The organism is Sphingomonas desiccabilis (assembly GCF_004135605.1).
Lineage (GTDB): Bacteria > Pseudomonadota > Alphaproteobacteria > Sphingomonadales > Sphingomonadaceae > Sphingomonas > Sphingomonas desiccabilis.
Genome location: NZ_SDPT01000002.1, coordinates 739189 through 757241 on the forward strand (window position 1 = coordinate 739189; position 18053 = coordinate 757241).

Here is an 18053-nt window from a genome sequence, read left to right on the forward strand (position 1 = left end):
TCTATACCGGTCAGTAGGTATTGAGGGCACGACGACGGCACCGCCGTGGACCTGCCCATCCGAGACCGAGGGAAGGCCATGGGCTATCTGACATTCAGCGAGTTCGGCGGCGCTGCCGCTGCGAAGGCGGCGGCGGCTCCCATCGTGCCGCAGGCCGATCCGGTGCCGGTCCAGGCCGGGCTGTCGCCGCTCGAATGGTCGGTCGTGGCGATCGCCCGCAACGAACGCCTGGGAAGCCTCCGCCAGCCGGGCCGGGTCATGGCCGCGCTCGGCTCGCTGTTCGGCGCCCGCCCGCGCCTTCCGCTCGCCGATCCGAAGCTGGAGGCGCTGCGCCGCCTGTCGGTGCTTGCCTGGCACCGCGGCGACAACCTGCCCAAGTCTGAGATCGCCCGCTTCTTCTCCGCAGGGTTCAGCACGCATCAGTTCGAAACACTGCTGACCAGCATCGGCCGCGGCCGGCTGGCGAGCACCCGTACCCGCGCCGCCTGAGACGCGCACGACTTCCGTTCCCTCCCGACCAGTCCCCCTTGGGCGGTTCGTCTTCCGGCGAGCCGCCCCATTTTTATGCGGCAGCGACGCTTCCGGTCGCTCGAAGATGAACGATGCGGTCGCGGTTGCGACAATCGGCGACACAAAAGCGGTATTGCTGACACGATCCAGCGACGGCACGCCCCCAAATTGCTCTTCGACCGGACGAAGGTCGGACTTGAGGAGTGTAGCCATGAAGAAGATCGCACTGATGATCGTGGGCCTTGGGATCGCCGCGACCGCGCTGCCCACCGCCGCGAGCGCGGCGCCGTGGCAGAACATCAACCAGCGCCAGGCGACGCTTGAGCATCGCATCGACCAGGGCGTGCGCAGCGGACGCCTCGACCGCCGCGAGGCCACTCGCCTCCGCGCCGAGTATCGCCAGATCGCGCAGCTCGAGAATCGCTATCGCCGCAGCGGCGGCGGCCTCTCGGTGGGCGAGCGGCGTGACCTCGACCAGCGGCTCGACCGGCTGATGGCACGGACGAAGTATCAGAAGCATGATCGCCAGGGATATCACGGCCCCCGCCGCTGAGCCTGACGACCGCGAACCACAAGACGCCTCGCCGGCAGCGGCGGGGCGTCGTTCGTTTCAGCGCAACGGCTTGCCCGAATCCTTCCACCGGTCGAGGACCGTCGACTCGGGCAGCTTGTTTTCCGCCGCCGAGGGCGCCGGGCCGGGCGTCGGACCCACCTCGGGCGCGCCGGTGCCCGGTTGCAGCGCCGGGGGCGGAGGCGCGTCCGCGGCGGGCTCCGGAAGCGGGAGCGGGTCGAGCGGCGAAGGCAGGTGGGGCCCCGGCGGGGGTTCACGCCCCGCATAGCGGTCGCTGAACGCATCGGCCGTGCCCCACCAGCCCTTCCAGCGGTGGAAGAAGTGCGCGCCGAACGCGCCCGTCATCACCAGAGAGCGGTTCCACGCCGGAGTGACGGCATAGGTGTGGTAGTGCGTGGCGAGCCCCACCGGCGCGAACACCGCGCCGCTCAGCGCCTGAGCGGCGACGCGCCGCGCGCGTGCCCAGGCGGCGGGTACGCGCTGCCGGGCCATGGCACCGTCGCAGGCGAAGCTGAACTGGCAGCCGCGCCGCTCCGATCCCTGGTAGACCACGCCGCACACGGTGGCGGGGAAAGCCGGATGGCGCGCGCGATTGAGCACCACTTGCGCCACCGCGCGCTGCCCGTCGTCGGGCTCGTTCGCCGCCTCGTAATAGACCGCGGCCGTGAGGCATTCGAGCGCGCGCGCCTGGTCGAGCACGCTGCCGCGCGCGCGAAAGGGGCGCGCGGACACGATTGATCCGTCTCCCTCCAGCGCGGCGAGCGCGGGGATCGGCAGGTCGGGCAGCGGGGCGGTGCCGGTGGTCCCCGCCTGTGGTGCCGCAAGCGCGCCGGAGAAGGGCGGCGCCTCCGCCCGCGCACTGCTGCGCGGGGGCAGGGCCATGCGCCGGGCGGCGGCGCGCTGCTGCTGGTCGAGCGCGATGCTTCCGGCGTGCAGCGAGAAGGCGAGGGCGGCAACGGCGACCGCCGTTACCGCGACGTGCCGCCTCCGCAGGCGTCCCAGGCGCGGCGCCGTCACTCCCTGGCCTCGTTCCCGGTCAGCGCGTCAGCTTGGGGGTGTCGAGGTCGAGCGCGCCGGCCGGAATCACCTCGGCCTGCGGGTAGCGCTGGCGCAGCGTGTCGGCGAACTGCTTGGCGTCGCCCACCACGACGATGCTGGCGCCTGCCGGATCGAGCACCTGGGCGGCAATCTGCTGCACCGCCTGTGCATCGACCCCTTCGATCTCGGCGAGCGCGTTGTCGATCGCGTTCACCGGCTGGCCCGCCAGCACATAGGCGCCGAGCTTTGCCGCCAGGCCGCCGCGCGTCTCGACGTCGCGGCTGAAGCCGCCCGACAGCACCGCCTTGCGCGTCGCGAGTTCGGCGGCCGGCACCGGATCCCGGCCGATGCGGCGAAGCTCCGCCACGATCAGATCCACCACCTCGGGCGCGGACTCGTTCTTGGTTTGCACGGTGGCGCTGAACGGACCCACGCCACGGTCGCCGGCGAGGGCGCTGCGTGCCCCGTAGGAAAGCCCGCGCTTGATGCGGATTTCCTGGTTGAGCCGCGACGAGAAACCGCCGCCCAGCACCGTGCTCGCCAGGCGCGCCGCCGGGAAGCGCGGATCGCCGCGCGACAGCGCCGCACGCGACACCACCACCGCCGCCTGCCCGCTGCCGGGCAGGTCGACCACGACCACGCGGGGCGTCGCGGGAAGTGCCGGCTCCGCCGGTGCCGCCGCGCTGGCGCCGCTTGCCCGCCAGTCGCCGAACAGCCGCTCGGCCATGGTCTGCGCCTTGGCGGGCGTGATGTCGCCGACCAGGATCAGCGTCGCGCGGTCCGGGCGCCAGGCTTCGCCATGGGAGGCGACGATCTGCTCGCGGGTCACGCCGCGATAGCTGGTTTCCGTCCCGACCTTGCCATAGCGGCTGTCGCCGAACACCGCGCGCGCCGCGACCTTGCCGGCGAGCGAACCGGGATCCGACTGCTCGATCTGGAGCGCATCGATCCACTGGGTGCGGACCCGCTCGATCTCCTTGGGATCGTACGCCGGATTGCGGACCACATCGGCCAGGATGCCCATCGCCGGCGCCAGGCCGTTGGTGCCCACCAGCAGCGAGACGCTCGCGCCGTCGTCCTCGGCGTCGGTGTCGAGCGACGCGCCCAGCGCCTCGACCTCCGCCGCGATCTGCGTGGCGGAGCGGGTGCGGGTGCCTTCCGTCAGCAGTTCGGTCGCGAACTGGCTCGGTTCCGGGCGGCGGCCGGGCGCGGACAGCTCGCGCGTGTCGACCACCATCGTCGCGGCGACCAGCGGCAGGCCGGGCTTGGGGACGGTCACGAGCCGCAGGCCGTTCGCGAGCCGCGTCTCGCTTCGCGCGGGAAGCGCGGCGGTGGCGGCAGGGCCGGGCTGGGGCAGCGGCTTGCGCTCGGCGTCCGATGCGACCTGATGCACCGCCACACCTGCGGGGATGGTGAGCGCACGCGTCTCGACGGTCGAGGGAACGCGGATCGAGTCGTCTGCGGCTGCACCGTCGGCCTGCGGCAGATATTGCAGCACCGCCACCTGGTTCTCGCCGAGGTAGCGGCGGGCGACGCGCTGGACCGCGGCTGCATCGACCTTGGCGATCGCGGCGAGCTGGCGGTCGGCGGCGCGGGGATCCCCGTTGACGATCACGCTGTTGGCAAGCGTGAAGGCGCGCCCTTCGGCGGTTTCGCGCCGGGCAAGCGCGGCGGCCAGGATCTCGTTCTTGGCTTCCGCCAGTTCGGCGGCGGAGACCGGCGCGTCGCGCAGGCGCGCCACCTCGCGCTTCAGCCCGGCTTCGACCGCGCCGATGTCCTTGCCCCCGGCGGCGATCGCATAGGCCGCGAGCACGCCGGTGTCCTTCTTGCTGTCCAAATAGGTCTCGGCCGACTGGGCGAGTTGGTCGCGATAGACCAGCGCCTGGTAGAGCCGCGAGTTGCGCCCCGTCGAAAGCACCGCGTTCAGCACCGCGAGCGCGGCCTGGTCCGGGTGATTGTCGGGCGGAACCTGGTAGCTCAGCACCACCGCCGGCAGCGGCGTGTTCTCGGCATGGACGACGTGTCGCGTGGCCGCGGTGCGCGGCGGCTCCTTCACCGCCACGCGCGGGATCGGCCGGTCCGGCTTGGTGACGGGCGCGAAATACTGGTCGACCCAGCGATCGAGCTGCGCCGGATCGAAGTTGCCGGCGACCACCAGCACCGCATTGTCGGGCCGGTAATAGGTCGCGTGGAAGGCACGAATGTCGTCGATCGTGGCGGCGTCGAGGTCCTCGATGCTGCCGATTCCCGGCCGCGCATAGGGATGGCGGGTGTAGGAGATCATCGGCAGGTAGAAGCCGAACAGCTTGCCATAGGGCTGCGCGAACACGCGGCTGCGCAGTTCCTCCTTCACCACGCCGCGTTCGGACGCGAAGCTCGTCGGCTCCACCACCAGCGTCGCCATGCGATCGGCCTCGGCGAACAGCAGCCGCTCGAGGTGGTTGGCCGGCACGACCTCGAAATAATTGGTGTAGTCGTCGGCCGTGGAGGCGTTGTTGTAGCCGCCCACGTCCTCGGTCAGCCGGTCGAACGCCTCCGACGGCAGGTTGCGCGTCTGCTTGAACATCAGATGCTCGAACATGTGCGCAAAGCCCGATCGCCCGCGCGGATCGTCCTTGGAGCCGACGTCGTACCAGACCTGCACCGCGACATTGGCCGTGGAGGGGTCGCGGATCGCATAAACCTTCAGGCCGTTCGCCAGCGTCCGCTCGGTATAGGCGAGCGGCGCGACCGGCGCCGGCGCCGGTGGCTTGGCGGCCGATGCGGCAGGCGCGTGCTGCTGTGCGGCGGCGGTTGCGGGAACAAGGGCAGTGGCGAGCAGCAGCGCCGCGCGGAAATTGAGCATCGATCAGCCTTGTGGTGCGCGGGTCAGCGCTTGGTACGGGAGCGGTTGGCGTAGAGCAGCGCGGCGGTGAGCGCCGCCGAGCCGATGCCGACGCCGATGCTGATCGGAACGGCGGGCCAGCGCTTGGGCCGATCGGTATCGGCGGTCTCGGCCGCAGCCTCGCGCACGCGCTTGGCGTCCTTGCAGGCGGCCTCGACTTCGTTGATCGGGTGCGTGTCGGTCATTGCTCTTCTCCGAGTACGATCATCCGCGACTGGAATAGCGCGTCCGGAAGTCGTTGGCGAACATGGATAAGCTGCCCGCCGCAATTGCCGCGCGCAGGTCCGCCATCAGCCGCTGGTAGAACCACAAATTGTGCTCGGTCATCAGCATCGCGCCCAGGATCTCGCCCGCGCGGACCAGGTGATGAATATAGGCGCGGCTCCAGCCGGTGCAGCTGGGGCAGGGGCATTCCGGATCGAGCGGCCCCGTGTCCTCGGCAAAGCGCGCGTTGCGGATGTTGATCGGGCCGGTGCGGGTGAAGGCCTGGCCGGTGCGGCCGGAGCGGGTAGGCAGCACGCAGTCGAACATGTCGACCCCGCGCTCGACCGCGCCGACGATGTCGTCGGGCTTGCCGACGCCCATCAGGTAGCGGGGGCGGGCGGCATCGAGCTGGCCCGGCGCATAGTCGAGCACGCCGAACATCGCCTCCTGGCCTTCACCCACGGCCAGGCCGCCGATCGCATAGCCGTCGAAGCCGATGTCCTTGAGCGCATCCGCCGACTCGCGGCGCAACACTTGGTCGAGCGCGCCCTGCTGGATGCCGAACAGCGCCGCACCCTCGGCGTGGGCGCCCCCCGAATCGAAGCCGTCGCGGCTGCGCTTGGCCCAGCGCATCGAGCGCTCCATCGCGCGCGCCTGCACGTCGCGGGTCGCGGTGGTGGGCACCAGTTCGTCGAACGCCATGACGATGTCGGAGCCGAGCAGCCGCTGGATCTCCATCGAGCGTTCGGGGCTGAGCAGGTGGCGCGATCCGTCGAGGTGGCTCTTGAATTCGACGCCATCCTCGGAACGCTTGGTGAGATCGGACAGGCTCATCACCTGATAGCCGCCGCTGTCGGTCAGGATCGGGCGGTCCCAGCCCATGAAGCCGTGGAGGCCACCCAGCCGATGGACGCGCTCGGCGCCCGGGCGCAGCATCAGGTGATAGGTGTTGCCGAGCAGGATGTCGGCGCCCGAGGCGCGCACGTCCGCGGGTTTCACGGCCTTCACCGTGGCGGCGGTGCCGACCGGCATGAAGGCGGGGGTGCGGATGGTGCCGCGGCGCATCGCGATTGCGCCCGTGCGGGCGCGGCCGTCGGTCGCGTGGATGGTGAAGTCGAAACGGGGGGACATGCCCGCCTGATGCCGCCGCGCGCCGCCGCTGTCGAGCCGCGATCGCGGGAGCGTCGGGCTTGGCGGTGCGTTTGGGTTCGTGAGGAAGAGGAGCAAGCCATGGCCGAACAACCCCTGTCCCCCGGCGACGACGCCGCACCCGGCACTCCCGGCACCGGCGAGAACCTGTGCCCGCGTTGCGGCGGCAGCGGGCGGATCGACGGCGCGCAATGCCCGGAATGCGACGGCACCGGCAAGGTGATCGAGGGTATCGGCGGGGGATGATATCCTTCCGGCTGTCCCTCCTGTCATCCTAACGGAAGTCAGGATCCATTCGGGCACCGTCTGAGACTCACGAGCGGAGCGTGAATGGATGCCAGCCTTTGCTGCATGACGACAGAGGCGGGCGTATCGAAGCGCCGCCACGCGGGCTTCGATAGAGGTCTTCGACTCCGCTCAGCCCCTACTCAGCACGAACGGCTTGGGTCACTCCAGTCCGATGATCGCGATCTGCCGGCCATAATCGGCCTCGCCGCGGTGCGTCGCTCGGCGGTAGCTGAAGAACCGCTCCGGATCGGCATAGGTGTCGAGACCCAGCGCTTCGATCCGCCGCACGCCGGCGCTTGCGAGCCGGTGGACGACATAGGCTTCCAGGTCGAACTGGGCGTGGCCTTCCCGCGTGTCGGTGAAGAAGCGCTCGTTCTCCGGATCGGCTTCGGTGAAGCGATCGACGAACGTACGATCTACCTCGTAACTCGCACGCGCGATGCACGGCCCCACGGCGGCGGCGATCCGCTCCCGCCGCGCGCCCAACTGCTCCATTGCCGCGAGCGTGGAATCAGTGACACCGCCGATCGCCCCCTTCCAACCCGCATGCGCAGCCCCGACGACGCCGGCCTCGCGGTCGGCGAGCAGCACCGGCGCGCAGTCCGCGGTGAGAATGCCGAGGGCGAGGCCAGGGCGATCGGTGACCAGCGCGTCGGCGTGCGGGCGTCCGGCCTGCTCGAACGGCTGCGTCACCGCCACCGCCTCGGCGGAATGGACCTGGAACAGCGTCACCAGCTGCGCACCCGGCAGCACCGCCTCGGTCGCGCGGCGACGGTTCTCCGCCACCACTTCGGCGGCGTCTTCGGAGCCGAGCCCCACGTTCAGCCCGGCATGGATGCCGCTCGACACCCCGCCGCGCCGGCCCAGGAAGCCGTGCGGCACGCCAGCCAGCGTGGCGGCGCGGATCACTTCGGGATTGCTCACAGATCGAGGCTCCAGATGCGGTCGTCGTCGACCTGCTCGCCGACGACGAACTCATAGCGGCCGACTTCGACGAAGCCGTAGCGCGCGTAGAAGCGCTGGGCGCGATGGTTGTCGACATAGACGCTCAGCACCAGCCGGTCGGCACCGTCGGCGCGGGCGGTGGCGAGCGCCCAGTCCATCAGCGCCGGGGCCACGCCTTCCCCCTGCCAGGGGCCGAGCACGTACAGCTGGTGCAGCTCGGCGGTACGCGTCCCCCAGTCGCCCGGGAAGACGACCGGGCCGAGCTTGGCGAAACCGGCGATCGCGCCGCCTTCCGCCTCGGCCAGCCGCACCTTGTAGGCCGGATCGGACAGGTGCGAAGGCAGGCCGTTCTCGCCAAAGGTGCCGTCGAGGAATGCCGCGAGGTCGGACGCGCGATAGAGCGTGCCGAAGGTGTCGCAGTAGCAGCGCTTGGCCATCTCCGACAGCGCCGGCCCGTCCGCCGGCACCGCGTCGCGCAGGATCATGCGAACCCCGCCGGCGCCGGCCACTCGGGGGAGGTGACGGCGATCGCCTTGAACAGCTCGCCCATCTTGTCGGGCGCGACCAGCCGCTGGCGATCCTCGGCGATCTGTTGCGCGCGTTCGGGACTGGCGAGGGCGAGCGTCGCCACCCGCGCGTCGATTCCGAGCGCGGTCAGCCAGAACCCCTGTTCGAGCGGGCCATAGGCGCTGGCGTCCTCGACGCGCGCAGCCTCCAGCAGCGTGCCGAAGTCGACATGCGCGGTGAGGTCCACCTCGCCGGGAGTGTCGAACGGATTGGCGAACTGATGCTCGCGCACCGCCTGCAGCGAGTCTCCGATCGCGGGCCCGGTATAGCCATAGTCGATCACGAGCGCGGTGCCGCCCTGCGCCACCAGCCGCTTCGCCAGCTGGCGCATCACCGCGACCGCGGCGGGGGCCGTTTCCAGGATCGATCCGGGCGGTGCGTCGCGCAACGCCTCCGGCACGATCGGGTCGAAGCCGGTGGTGCCGGCGATGGGGAGGAACAGCGTGTCCTGGCAGGCGACCAGCCGCTCGCGCCAGCCCTCCGCGGTCTTGATGAGCTGGCGGATGGGCAGGGCGTCGAAGAATTCGTTCGCCACCACCAGCAGCGCGCCGTCGTCGGGTACCCCCACCAGGTCCACGTGCCACTCGGCGTCGGGCACGCGCTCCTTCTGCGCGGCACGCAGCGTGGCGCTCGTCTCGATGAAGTGCACCTGCGGCTCGAGCCCTGCGCTCGCCATCGCCCGCAGCGCGTCGGCCGCCAGCGTTCCCCGGCCGGGCCCGAGTTCGACATAGCGGGCCGGCGGCCGCCCGGCGCGATGCCAGGCGTCGGCAAGCGCCAGCCCCACCAGTTCGCCGAACATCTGGCTGACCTCGGGCGCCGTCGTGAAGTCGCCCCGCGCGCCCAGCGGATCGCGGCTGTTGTAATAATGAGCGTTCGCCGCGCCCATGAACTGCGACAGCGGGATCGGCCCGCCGAGCGTGATGGCGCGGGCGAGCCGGTCGGGAAGCGACCCCTCGCTCAAGCCACGCTCTCCGACCCCGCGATCGGCTCGATCCGCTGGCGGCGGCGATTGGCGGTGACGATCAGGTAGATGCCGCCCGCGATCATCGGCAGCGTCAGCCACTGGCCCATGTGCAGGCCGGTCTGCCGCGCGAACTCCATCAGCTGCTCGTCCGCCTCGCGGAAGAACTCGACAAAGAAGCGGCTGAGGCCGTAGCCCAGTAGGAACCAGCCGACGAGCTTGCCCGGCTGATAACGGGCGTTGGTGCGCCAGAACAGGAACCAGAGGAGCGCACCGAGGACGATTCCTTCCAGCCCCGCTTCGTAGAGCTGGCTCGGGTGGCGCGCCGGGTCGAGCCCGCCCGCCACGGTGTTCGGGAACACGATGCCCCAGGCAACGTCGGTCGGCTTGCCCCACAATTCGCCGTTCACGAAGTTGGCGAGGCGGCCGAAGAACAGCCCGAACGGGGCGCAGCACGCGACATAGTCATGGATGCGCAGCCAATTTAGCTTGTGCTTGCGCGCCATCAGCAGGATGCCGATCGAGGTGCCGACGACGCCGCCGTGGAACGACATGCCGCCGTCCCACAGCCGCAGGATCCGCCACGGATCGGACCACATGTCCTCGCCGTAGAACAGCACATAGCCGATGCGCCCGCCCAGGATGATGCCGAGGGTCGCATAGAAGACCATGTCGTCGGCATGGCGGCGCGCCATCGGTGCGCCGGGCTGGGCGAGCAGCTTCAGCAGGTACCACCAGCCGACCAGGATGCCGGCAAGATAGGCGAGCGAATACCATTTCAACGTAAAGAAGCCGAGGTCGAGCGCCACGGGATCGAGCCCCAGCTGGTCGAACCGGATGTGGCCGCCGGCGGCGGCAAGCGTCGAAAGGATCAAGTCGAAGGCTCCGCAAGTCTGTGCGCTGCTGGTACGCCGCTCGTCCCGAAAACCCAAGCGCGGAAGCGCGGCCCGGCTGGCGCCGGCTTTCGCCCGGCGATAGAGCGGCGGCCATGGCTTTGGATGCAGTGTCGCGCGCGGCCCCTTCGGCAACGGGATTGACCCGGCGCAGGCTGCTGGTCGGCGGCGCGGCGGGGGTGGGGCTGGTGGTCGGCTGGGCGCTTTGGCCGCGCGACCACGCCGTCAACCTGACGGCGGCCGAGGGGGAGACGATCTTCGGCCCCTGGATCAAGATCGGCGCGGACGGCCAGGTGACCGTCGCGATACCCCAGGCGGAACTCGGGCAGGGCGTGTTCACCGCCCTGCCGCAGATCGTCGCCGACGAACTGGGCGCGGACTGGCGCACGGTCGCGGTCGAGCCGGCACCGATCAACCCGCTCTATGCCAACCGGCTCGCGGCATCGGTGCTGTTCGAAGATGCGGTGGGCGACCTGCCGGAGCGGGTTCGCAGCCGCCACGCCGAGGCGCAGACGCTTATGCTCACCGCCGCCTCCACATCCGTCCGCGCGTTCGAGGGCGAATTGCGCAGGGCCGGCGCCGCCGCCCGCATCCTGCTGTGCAAGGCGGCGGCACGGCGCTGGGACGTGGACTGGCACGGCTGCGTCACGGTCGACGGCTTCGTGGTCGCAGGCGCGCAGCGCGAGCGGTTCGGCGCGCTCGCGGCGGATGCGGCCGACGAGCGGCTGCCGAGCGGGGACCTGCCGCTGCGCGCCGGCGAGGAGAAGCGGCTGACCGGAGAGTCGCTGCCCCGCCTCGACGCGCCCGCCAAGGTCGACGGCAGCGCCAATTTCGCGGGCGACATCCGCCTGCCAGGCATGGTGTTCGCGGCCATCCGCCAGGGGCCGATCGGCGACAGCCGGCTGGTGCGCGTGGACCGTGCGGCGGCCGATCGCGTGCGCGGCGTCTCCGCGGTGGTGGAGAACCCGAACTGGGTCGCCGCCGTGGGGGAGACCTGGTGGGCGGCCAATGTCGCGCTCGATGCGTTGGCCCCCCGCTTCGAGACGCGCAGCCCGCGGGTGGACAGCGCGTCGGTCGACGCCGCCCTCGACGCCGCCCTCGACGGCGAGGGCACCCGCATGGCCCGCGTCGGCGATCTCGCCGCGACCTTCAAGGACGCACAGGTCGTCACCGCCGACTATCGCGCGGGCGCGGCGCTGCACGCCGCGATCGAGCCGACCACCGCCACCGCCGCCTGGCGGGATGGGCGGCTGACCCTGTGGATGCCGACCCAGGCGCCCGCGCTCGCACGCGCGGCGGCGGCCAGGAGCCTGGGCATCGGCGAGGAGCGCGTCGTGCTGCACCCGACGATCGCCGGCGGCAGCTTCGGCGCCAACCTCGAACATCAGGTCGCCGAGCAGGCGGCGCTGCTGGCCCGGCATCTCGAAAAGCCCGTGCAGTTGACTTGGTCGCGCAGCGAAACCTGCCTGCACGATCGCTACCGTCCGCCTGCCGCCGCCCGCATGACGGCGCGGCTGGCCAAGGGTGGCGGGGTGGCCGGCTGGCTGTGCAAGATCGCGGCGCCCGTGGTCGGCCACGAGCTTTCGGCACGCTTGCTTGCCGGCGATCCCACCGCCCGCGCGGCCATGCTGTTGCCGCAGGGGGGCGACGCGCTGGCGGTGGAGGGGGCCATGCCCGCCTATGCGATCCCGGCGCTGGCGATCGACCACCACCCAGCCGAGATCGGCGTGCCGGTCGGCTACTGGCGTTCGGGCGCCCACAGCTACACCGCCTTCTTCAACGAGTGCTTCATCGACGAGCTCGCCCATGTCGCTGGCATCGAGGCGCACTCCTTCCGCATCGCCATGCTCGGCGGCAACCCGCGGCTGGCGCGGTGTCTGTCGACGGTGGCGACGCTGGGCGGATGGCAGGGCGGGATCCCCGGCAGTGGCCAGGGGCTCGCCTGCCACCAGATGCGCGGCTCCTTCATCGCGGTCATGGCAGAGGCGCGGATGGGCGCAGACCAGCGGGTGAAGGTCGACCGGTTGGTCGCGGCGGTGGACTGCGGGCGGCAGATCAACCCGGACCTCGTGCTCCAGCAGATCGAGGGCGGGCTGATGTTCGGAATGGCCGCGGCGCTCGGCGCCACCACCGGCTTCACCGACAATCTCGCCGACGTGCGCGGCTTCGGAGCGATGAACCTGCCGCGGCTCGCCGACACGCCGGAGGTGTCGGTGGAGCTGATCCGCAGCGACGCGGATCCGGGCGGGGTGAGCGAGCTTGCGGTGCCGCCGGTCGCCCCCGCCATCGCCAATGCGGTGATGGCCGCAACCGGCGTTCGCCTCCGCCGCCTTACGCTGCTACCGGAGGAAGAATGACCCCGCCTGCCGATCATCCCGCCATTCCCCAGCCCCGGATCGGCGTCCTGCTGATCAACCTCGGCACGCCCGACGCGCCCGAGCCGCGGGCGGTCAAGCGCTACCTGGGCGAGTTCCTGTCGGACCGGCGGGTGGTGGAACTGCCGTCGATCGCGTGGCAGCCGATCCTGCGCGGCATCATCCTGAACACCCGGCCGAAGAAATCCGCGCACGCCTATAGCCAGGTGTGGACGGAGAACGGCTCGCCGCTCGCCGCCGTTACGCGCGCCCAGGCAGAGGGGCTGAAGGACGCCTTCGGCCCCGAGGTGCTGGTCGACTGGGGCATGCGCTATGGCAATCCGGCGATCGGCGACCGGCTGCACGCGATGAAGACCGCGGGATGCGAGCGCATCCTGCTGGCACCCCTCTACCCGCAATATTGCGCAGCAACGACGGCGACCGCCAACGACAAGGCGTTTGCCGCGCTCGCGCAAATGCGCTGGCAGCCCGCGATCCGGACCCTGCCGCCCTATCACGATCATCCCGCCTATATCGATGCGCTCGCGCAGACGGTGCGGGAGGATCTGGCGAAGCTTTCCTTCACCCCCGACGCGATCGTCGCCAGCTTCCACGGCATGCCGCAGCGGACGCTGGAACTGGGTGATCCCTATCACTGCCACTGCCAGAAGACCGGCCGGCTCCTCTCGGAAGCGCTGGGGACCGAACTGGTGGTCGCGTTCCAGTCGCGCTTCGGTCGCGCCAAGTGGCTGGGCCCGGCCACCGACGACACGCTGGCGGCGCTCGCCCGGGCCGGAAAGCGGCGGGTGGCGATCGTCGCTCCGGGCTTCTCGGCCGATTGCGTGGAGACGCTGGAGGAACTGGCGATCCGCGGACGCGAGACGTTCGAAGAGGCGGGCGGCACCGATTTCGCCTATCTCCCATGCCTCAACGCCGAGCCTGTGGGATTGCGGATGCTGCGCAGCATCCTTGCAGCGGAGCTTGCAGGCTGGCTGCCCGCCGCCTAGCCTGACGGGGAAGCGAGCGGCCTGTTTTGGCGCCCGCACCTCGGATGGAGAGCAAGGTCATGGCACGGGTAGCGATTGTAACCGGTGGCACGCGCGGCATCGGCGAGGCGATCAGCCTGGCGCTCAAGGAAGCGGGCATGACGGTCGCCGCCAACTATGCCGGCAACGAGGAAAAGGCGAAGGCGTTCACCGAGCGCACCGGCATCGCCGCCTTCCGCTGGGACGTGAGCGACTATGATGCCTGCCAGCAGGGCGTCGCCGAGGTCGAGGCGGCGCTGGGACCGGTCGACGTCGTCATCAACAACGCCGGGATCACCCGCGACGGCACCATCCTGAAGATGACGGCCCAGATGTGGGACGAGGTGATCCGCACCAACCTGGGCGGCTGCTTCAACATGGCGAAGGCGGCGTTCCCGGGCATGCGCGAGCGCAAATGGGGCCGCATCGTCAACATCGGCTCGATCAACGGCCAGGCCGGCCAGTATGGCCAGGTCAACTACGCGGCGGCGAAGTCGGGCATCCACGGCTTCACCAAGGCGCTGGCGCAGGAAGGCGCGCGCTTCGGCGTGACGGTGAACGCGATCGCGCCGGGCTATATTGATACCGAGATGGTGGCGGCGGTTCCGGCGGACGTGCTGGAAAAGATCGTCGCCAAGATCCCGGTCGGGCGCCTCGGCCAGGCGCATGAGATCGCGCGCGCCGTCGCGTTCCTCTGCGCCGAGGACGGCGGCTTCATCACGGGCTCGACGCTGTCGATCAACGGCGGCCAGCACATGTACTGATCCGGGAGGGCGGGCTTCCTCCCGCCCTTACGGCCAAACGTAAGAGGGCCGGTCCATCGCTGGACCGGCCCCGGCTCCCGATACGCTACAGGGGAGCGAGATCCGTTAGCGGCAGCGACGCGGGCTGTCCGAGCGATCAATCGCACGACCGGCAATCGCGCCGACTGCACCACCCAGCACCGTGCCGAGCAGGCGGTCTCCGCGACCCGCGACCTGGTTGCCCAGCAGGCCACCTGCGACCGCGCCGATCACCGTGCCGCCGTCGCCATTGTCGCAGCGGCGATAGTTGCGGTTGTTGTAGTAGCGGCGGTCATAGCCGCGATAGCTGCGGCGATCGTACCCGCGGTCATAGCGGCGGTCGTAGCCACGGTCATAACCGCGATCATAGTGGCGATCACCGTAGTAGTGGCGGCTCTGCGCGACCGCCGGAGCGGTGGGAACCAGCGCGGTGAAGCCCATGGCGAGGGCGGCGCCTGCGAGAGAAAGCTTCTTGAACATCGGTCGTCTCCCAACTCGAACTTTTTCGTCAGCGGCGGGATTGCCCGTCGTCGATGAAGCCCTTTTGGCCGAGTCGCGTTGAGCCGAGCCTGAATGCGCTCGTTATCGGAGGTTCATGCGCGAAACGGCTGTCGCGATGCCGAATCGCCGCTTAAGGCCGGCGCATGCGTATCGCTTCCGTGGTGCTCCTGACGCTGGCGCTCGTGCCGAGTTGGACCGGCACCATTCCCCGCCAGATCCTGGGCAAGCACCCGAACGTGACGGCGCGGCAAGTGCCGCTGCGTGCGGGCGACCCGCAGGATCGCCGGGTGGGGGCGCTCACCTATTTGGGCGGCGTCCAACTCACCAGCCGCGACCGCGCCTTCGGCGGCTTCTCCGCCCTGCGCGTCGAGGGAGATCGGTTCACCCTCCTCAGCGATTTCGGATCGGTCGTTCGCTTTCGCATGGACCCCGACTGGCAGGTTTCCGAACCCGAGTTTCTGTCGCTCCCTGGCGGACCCGGCACCGGCTGGGAAAAGCGGGACCGTGACAGCGAATCGCTTGCGGTGGATCCGGCGACCGGCCGCTTGTGGGTAGGCTTCGAGCGCGCGAACGCGATCTGGCGCTACTCGGCCGATTTCGGCGCCGCCGAGCGGCACGTCCGCCCAAAGGCGATGGCCAAGTGGCCCAACGCTAGCGGGCCGGAAGCGATGGTGCGTCTGCGATCCGGCGCTTTTCTGGTGTTCAGCGAAGGCGCTCGCAACCGGAAGCGGCGCGACATCGGATTTGACGCGATCCGATTCGCAGGTGACCCGACGGTGCACCCCGGGCGCGGCTTTCACTTCCGCTACCTGCCGCCCAAGAACTATGCGCCCACGGATGTGGTGGAGCTCGCCGACGGACGGCTGCTGATGCTGCATCGTGCGGCATCGCTACGGAAGGGGTTCACCGCCGTCCTGTCGGTCATCGAACCGGATGCGATTCGGCCCGGGGCGGTGGTGCAGGGGCGGGAGATCGCCCGGCTGGCGGACGACGTGATCCACGACAATTACGAGGCGCTGGCCGTCACATACGAAAAAGACGCGACCATCCTGTGGCTCGCGTCCGACGACAACCAGATGTGGATCGAGCAGTCGCTGCTCTTGAAGTTCCGGCTGGACCTTCCGCCCGCAGGCGGAAGGTAGCAGGATCAGACCGCCCGTCCGCCCGAAGGGGACAGGCAGCTAGATCAGGCCGCCGCCTCGGTGGTGGTGGCGATCTTCTTGGCGATCTCGCGCTTCAGGCGACGAACGCGCAGCGACAGGTCGGTGTCGCTGGTCTTCAGCAGCCAGTTGTCGAGGCCGCCGACGTGCTCGACCGAGCGCAGACCGTGCGTCGACACGCGCAGCTTCACGCCGCGCTCCAGCGCGTCCGAAAGAAGCGTCACGTTCTGCAGGTTCGGCAGAAAGGTACGCTTGGTCTTGTTGTTGGCGTGGGAAACGTTGTTACCCACCTGCCGGCCCTTGCCGGTCAGCTCGCAAATGCGCGACATGCGTTGGTTCCTGGTTACGGCAATGGTCGGGGCAACTGCCCCGGGAAAGTCGGCGCTAGTAACGGCAGAGGCGCGCCGCGTCAACCGCGCCGCCGCGGACTGACGTTGCGCAGCGTGCAACCGCCCGCCGCCTGCGCGCGTTATTCCGGCAGCGAATCCTTTTGGCAACCGGGGAATCCTTCATGCGCACGATCCTCTTCATCCTCGGCCTCGTCGTCCTGCTGCTGATCGGCGCGATGATGCTCGGCCTGGTCAGCATCGACATGGTCCGCCCGGCCGCCGTTCAGGCGCCCAAGTTCGAGGCGGACGTCGGCCGCGTAGACGTGGGGACCGAGAACCGCACCGTGCAGGTGCCGACCCTCGACATCCAGCGCGCCGACAACACCCAGGCGGCGCAGTAACCACGGGCCTGGTTCCGCCCAGCGGCGGGGGGGCTCGCACTCTGGCCGCTGGCGCAAGGCTCCGTGGCGGGCCATGAGGCGGCCATGGCCTTTCCGCTTCCCGAACCCATGCGCCTGGCGCTCGACGCGGCGCGCGCTGCTGCCGACGCGGGCGAGGTGCCGGTGGGTGCCGCGCTGCTCCAGCATGGCCGCGTGCTAGCGGTGGCCGGCAACGCGCCTCGAACGCTCTCCGATCCGACCGCCCATGCAGAAATGCGAGTGATTCGCGCGGCCGCCGCGGCGCTCGGGCGCGAGCGGCTGGAGGATTGCGACCTGTGGGTGACGCTGGAGCCCTGCGCCATGTGCGCCGGCGCGATCGCCCACGCGCGAATCGCACGGGTCTACTACGCCGCATCCGATCCGAAGGGCGGTGCGGTGGAGCACGGGCCCCGGTTCTTCGCGCAGCCGACCTGCCACCACCGGCCGGAGGTCTATTCCGGCATCGGCGAGCGCGAAGGTGCGGCGCTGCTGCGGGATTTCTTTGCGGGTCGGCGGTAGCAGCGCGGCTGAGCCCAGCATCTGTACGCCCATCGCGATGTCGGGAGAGGCCGGCAAAGCAAAACGCCCGCCGAACCTCGACGGGCGTTTCGCAATCACCGTGCTCCTGCGAAAGCAGGAGCCCAGGGTTCCGGGCGCTGTCCTGTATGGCCCTGGGCTCCTGCCTTCGCAGGAGCGCTGCCTAGGGACAGAACCTGGTTCCGCCTTAGCGGACCTCGTCCTGGTTGATCGGCACGATCTTGATCTCGACGCGCCGGTTCGCGGCGCGGCCGGCGTCGGTGTCGTTGCTGGCGATCGGCTGGGTCTCGCCAAAGCCGCGGGTGCCGATTCGCGCGCTCTGCACGCCATGGCTGGAAAGATAGCCGGCGACGGCCGAGGCGCGGCGCTCCGACAGCGTCTGGTTGTACGCGTCGGACCCGGTCGAATCGGTGTGGCCGTACACGTCGATATAGGTCTGGTTGTACTGCGACAGCACGTCGGCGACCTGGTCCAGCGTCGGCTGGAACTGCGGCTGCACGGTGGCGCTGTCATAGGCGAAGGTGATGCCGGAGGGCATGTTCAGCAGCAGGTCGTCGCCCTGGCGGACGACCTGCACGTCGGTGCCGGCGGTGCGCTGGCGCAGTTCCCGCTCCTGCCGGTCCATGTAGTTGCCGATCGCCGCGCCGGCGATGCCGCCCAGGCCCGCGCCCACGATCTTTTCGGTGCGGTCGTTGCGTCCGCCGACCAGGTCGCCCAGCAGATAGCCGCCGAGCACGCCGCCGATGCCGCCGATCGCCGCCTTGGAAATCGAGCGCTGGCCGGTCTCCGGATCCGTCACGCACGCGCTGGTCAGCGTCATCGTACCCAGTGCACCCGCCAGCATCAGCTTCGACACACTCCGCATCATGTTCCTCCGTGTCACATTTCTTGATTTGATCTTGTGCCGGTGAACACCGACCCGGACCTGATTGTTCC

At 70.1% G+C, this 18053-nt stretch carries 20 protein-coding genes; 9 read left to right on the plus strand and 11 right to left on the minus strand.

The features are described from left to right. Nucleotides 1–78 precede the first annotated feature (78 nt). Together EO081_RS11595 and EO081_RS11600 are read left to right on the plus strand one after the other, a co-directional pair. A complete protein-coding gene (locus EO081_RS11595; protein WP_129342069.1) occupies nucleotides 79–489 on the plus strand; it encodes a hypothetical protein in 411 nt (136 codons plus the stop codon). 232 nt (nucleotides 490–721) lie between these two features. Beyond that, complete coding sequence (locus EO081_RS11600; protein ID WP_129342070.1) at nucleotides 722–1063, plus strand: hypothetical protein; 342 nt, start codon at nucleotides 722–724, stop codon at nucleotides 1061–1063. Between the two features lie 57 nt (nucleotides 1064–1120). On the opposite strand, the gene EO081_RS11605 is transcribed toward EO081_RS11600, so the two are convergent. From EO081_RS11605 to tgt, 4 genes are read right to left on the minus strand one after another with little or no spacing between them, the layout of a single operon-like run. Continuing rightward, nucleotides 1121–2098 (minus strand): cell wall hydrolase, encoded by a 978-nt coding sequence (locus EO081_RS11605; RefSeq protein ID WP_240697644.1) that lies wholly within the window; start codon nucleotides 2096–2098, stop codon nucleotides 1121–1123. Nucleotides 2099–2117: 19 nt separating this feature from the next. Then, nucleotides 2118–4964 carry a M16 family metallopeptidase gene (locus tag EO081_RS11610; protein ID WP_129342071.1) on the minus strand — a complete coding sequence of 949 codons (2847 nt, stop codon included), beginning with the start codon at nucleotides 4962–4964 and terminating at the stop codon, nucleotides 2118–2120. 23 nt (nucleotides 4965–4987) lie between these two features. Continuing rightward, entirely contained in the window at nucleotides 4988–5188 is a 201-nt protein-coding gene (locus tag EO081_RS11615; RefSeq protein WP_129342072.1) for a hypothetical protein, read from the minus strand. A 19-nt stretch (nucleotides 5189–5207) separates the two neighbouring features. After that, a complete protein-coding gene (tgt, locus tag EO081_RS11620; protein WP_129342073.1) occupies nucleotides 5208–6338 on the minus strand; it encodes a tRNA guanosine(34) transglycosylase Tgt in 1131 nt (376 codons plus the stop codon). Between the two features lie 99 nt (nucleotides 6339–6437). Between tgt and EO081_RS16875 the strand changes: the two genes are divergently transcribed. Further along, entirely contained in the window at nucleotides 6438–6602 is a 165-nt protein-coding gene (locus EO081_RS16875; RefSeq protein WP_165284613.1) for a hypothetical protein, read from the plus strand. Between the two features lie 201 nt (nucleotides 6603–6803). Here the strand turns inward: EO081_RS16875 and pgeF are convergent, their stop codons facing one another. From pgeF to lgt, 4 genes are read right to left on the minus strand one after another with little or no spacing between them, the layout of a single operon-like run. Next, complete coding sequence (pgeF, locus tag EO081_RS11625) at nucleotides 6804–7568, minus strand: peptidoglycan editing factor PgeF (RefSeq protein ID WP_129342074.1); 765 nt, start codon at nucleotides 7566–7568, stop codon at nucleotides 6804–6806. Further along, nucleotides 7565–8074 carry a GNAT family N-acetyltransferase gene (locus EO081_RS11630; protein ID WP_129342075.1) on the minus strand — a complete coding sequence of 170 codons (510 nt, stop codon included), beginning with the start codon at nucleotides 8072–8074 and terminating at the stop codon, nucleotides 7565–7567. Before EO081_RS11630 ends, pgeF begins: the two co-directional genes overlap by 4 nt. Continuing rightward, nucleotides 8071–9117, minus strand: coding sequence for a class I SAM-dependent methyltransferase (locus tag EO081_RS11635; protein WP_375781653.1), 1047 nt, complete (start codon nucleotides 9115–9117; stop codon nucleotides 8071–8073). The genes EO081_RS11630 and EO081_RS11635 overlap by 4 nt, the downstream gene beginning before the upstream one ends. Beyond that, nucleotides 9114–9992: a prolipoprotein diacylglyceryl transferase gene (lgt, locus tag EO081_RS11640; RefSeq protein ID WP_129342076.1), complete on the minus strand. Its 879-nt coding sequence runs from the start codon at nucleotides 9990–9992 to the stop codon at nucleotides 9114–9116. The genes EO081_RS11635 and lgt overlap by 4 nt, the downstream gene beginning before the upstream one ends. 113 nt (nucleotides 9993–10105) lie before the next feature. Here lgt and EO081_RS11645 point away from each other — a divergent pair, with 113 nt between their 5' ends. The 3 genes from EO081_RS11645 to phbB are packed head-to-tail and all read left to right on the plus strand — an operon-like array spanning nucleotide 10106 to nucleotide 14153. After that, nucleotides 10106–12367 carry a xanthine dehydrogenase family protein molybdopterin-binding subunit gene (locus EO081_RS11645; protein WP_129342077.1) on the plus strand — a complete coding sequence of 754 codons (2262 nt, stop codon included), beginning with the start codon at nucleotides 10106–10108 and terminating at the stop codon, nucleotides 12365–12367. Then, on the plus strand, nucleotides 12364–13371 hold the full coding sequence (hemH, locus tag EO081_RS11650; protein ID WP_129342078.1) for a ferrochelatase: 1008 nt from the start codon (nucleotides 12364–12366) through the stop codon (nucleotides 13369–13371). Before EO081_RS11645 ends, hemH begins: the two co-directional genes overlap by 4 nt. A gap of 59 nt (nucleotides 13372–13430) precedes the next feature. Continuing rightward, nucleotides 13431–14153 carry an acetoacetyl-CoA reductase gene (phbB, locus tag EO081_RS11655; RefSeq protein WP_129342079.1) on the plus strand — a complete coding sequence of 241 codons (723 nt, stop codon included), beginning with the start codon at nucleotides 13431–13433 and terminating at the stop codon, nucleotides 14151–14153. A 105-nt stretch (nucleotides 14154–14258) separates the two neighbouring features. On the opposite strand, the gene EO081_RS11660 is transcribed toward phbB, so the two are convergent. Further along, nucleotides 14259–14651 carry a glycine zipper 2TM domain-containing protein gene (locus tag EO081_RS11660; protein WP_129342080.1) on the minus strand — a complete coding sequence of 131 codons (393 nt, stop codon included), beginning with the start codon at nucleotides 14649–14651 and terminating at the stop codon, nucleotides 14259–14261. Between the two features lie 164 nt (nucleotides 14652–14815). Here EO081_RS11660 and EO081_RS11665 point away from each other — a divergent pair, with 164 nt between their 5' ends. Next, nucleotides 14816–15814 (plus strand): esterase-like activity of phytase family protein, encoded by a 999-nt coding sequence (locus tag EO081_RS11665; RefSeq protein WP_129342081.1) that lies wholly within the window; start codon nucleotides 14816–14818, stop codon nucleotides 15812–15814. A 44-nt stretch (nucleotides 15815–15858) separates the two neighbouring features. Here the strand turns inward: EO081_RS11665 and rpmB are convergent, their stop codons facing one another. Next, nucleotides 15859–16161 carry a 50S ribosomal protein L28 gene (gene rpmB / locus EO081_RS11670; RefSeq protein ID WP_129342082.1) on the minus strand — a complete coding sequence of 101 codons (303 nt, stop codon included), beginning with the start codon at nucleotides 16159–16161 and terminating at the stop codon, nucleotides 15859–15861. Between the two features lie 182 nt (nucleotides 16162–16343). Here rpmB and EO081_RS11675 point away from each other — a divergent pair, with 182 nt between their 5' ends. Both EO081_RS11675 and EO081_RS11680 read left to right on the plus strand, forming a co-directional pair. Then, nucleotides 16344–16562, plus strand: coding sequence for a hypothetical protein (locus EO081_RS11675; protein ID WP_129342083.1), 219 nt, complete (start codon nucleotides 16344–16346; stop codon nucleotides 16560–16562). 108 nt (nucleotides 16563–16670) lie between these two features. After that, nucleotides 16671–17099, plus strand: a complete 429-nt coding sequence (locus EO081_RS11680; RefSeq protein ID WP_129342512.1) for a nucleoside deaminase — start codon at nucleotides 16671–16673, stop codon at nucleotides 17097–17099. Between the two features lie 205 nt (nucleotides 17100–17304). Here the strand turns inward: EO081_RS11680 and EO081_RS11685 are convergent, their stop codons facing one another. Beyond that, nucleotides 17305–17982 carry a YiaD family glycine zipper/OmpA-like lipoprotein gene (locus EO081_RS11685; protein WP_129342084.1) on the minus strand — a complete coding sequence of 226 codons (678 nt, stop codon included), beginning with the start codon at nucleotides 17980–17982 and terminating at the stop codon, nucleotides 17305–17307. Between the last annotated feature and the right edge of the window lie 71 nt (nucleotides 17983–18053).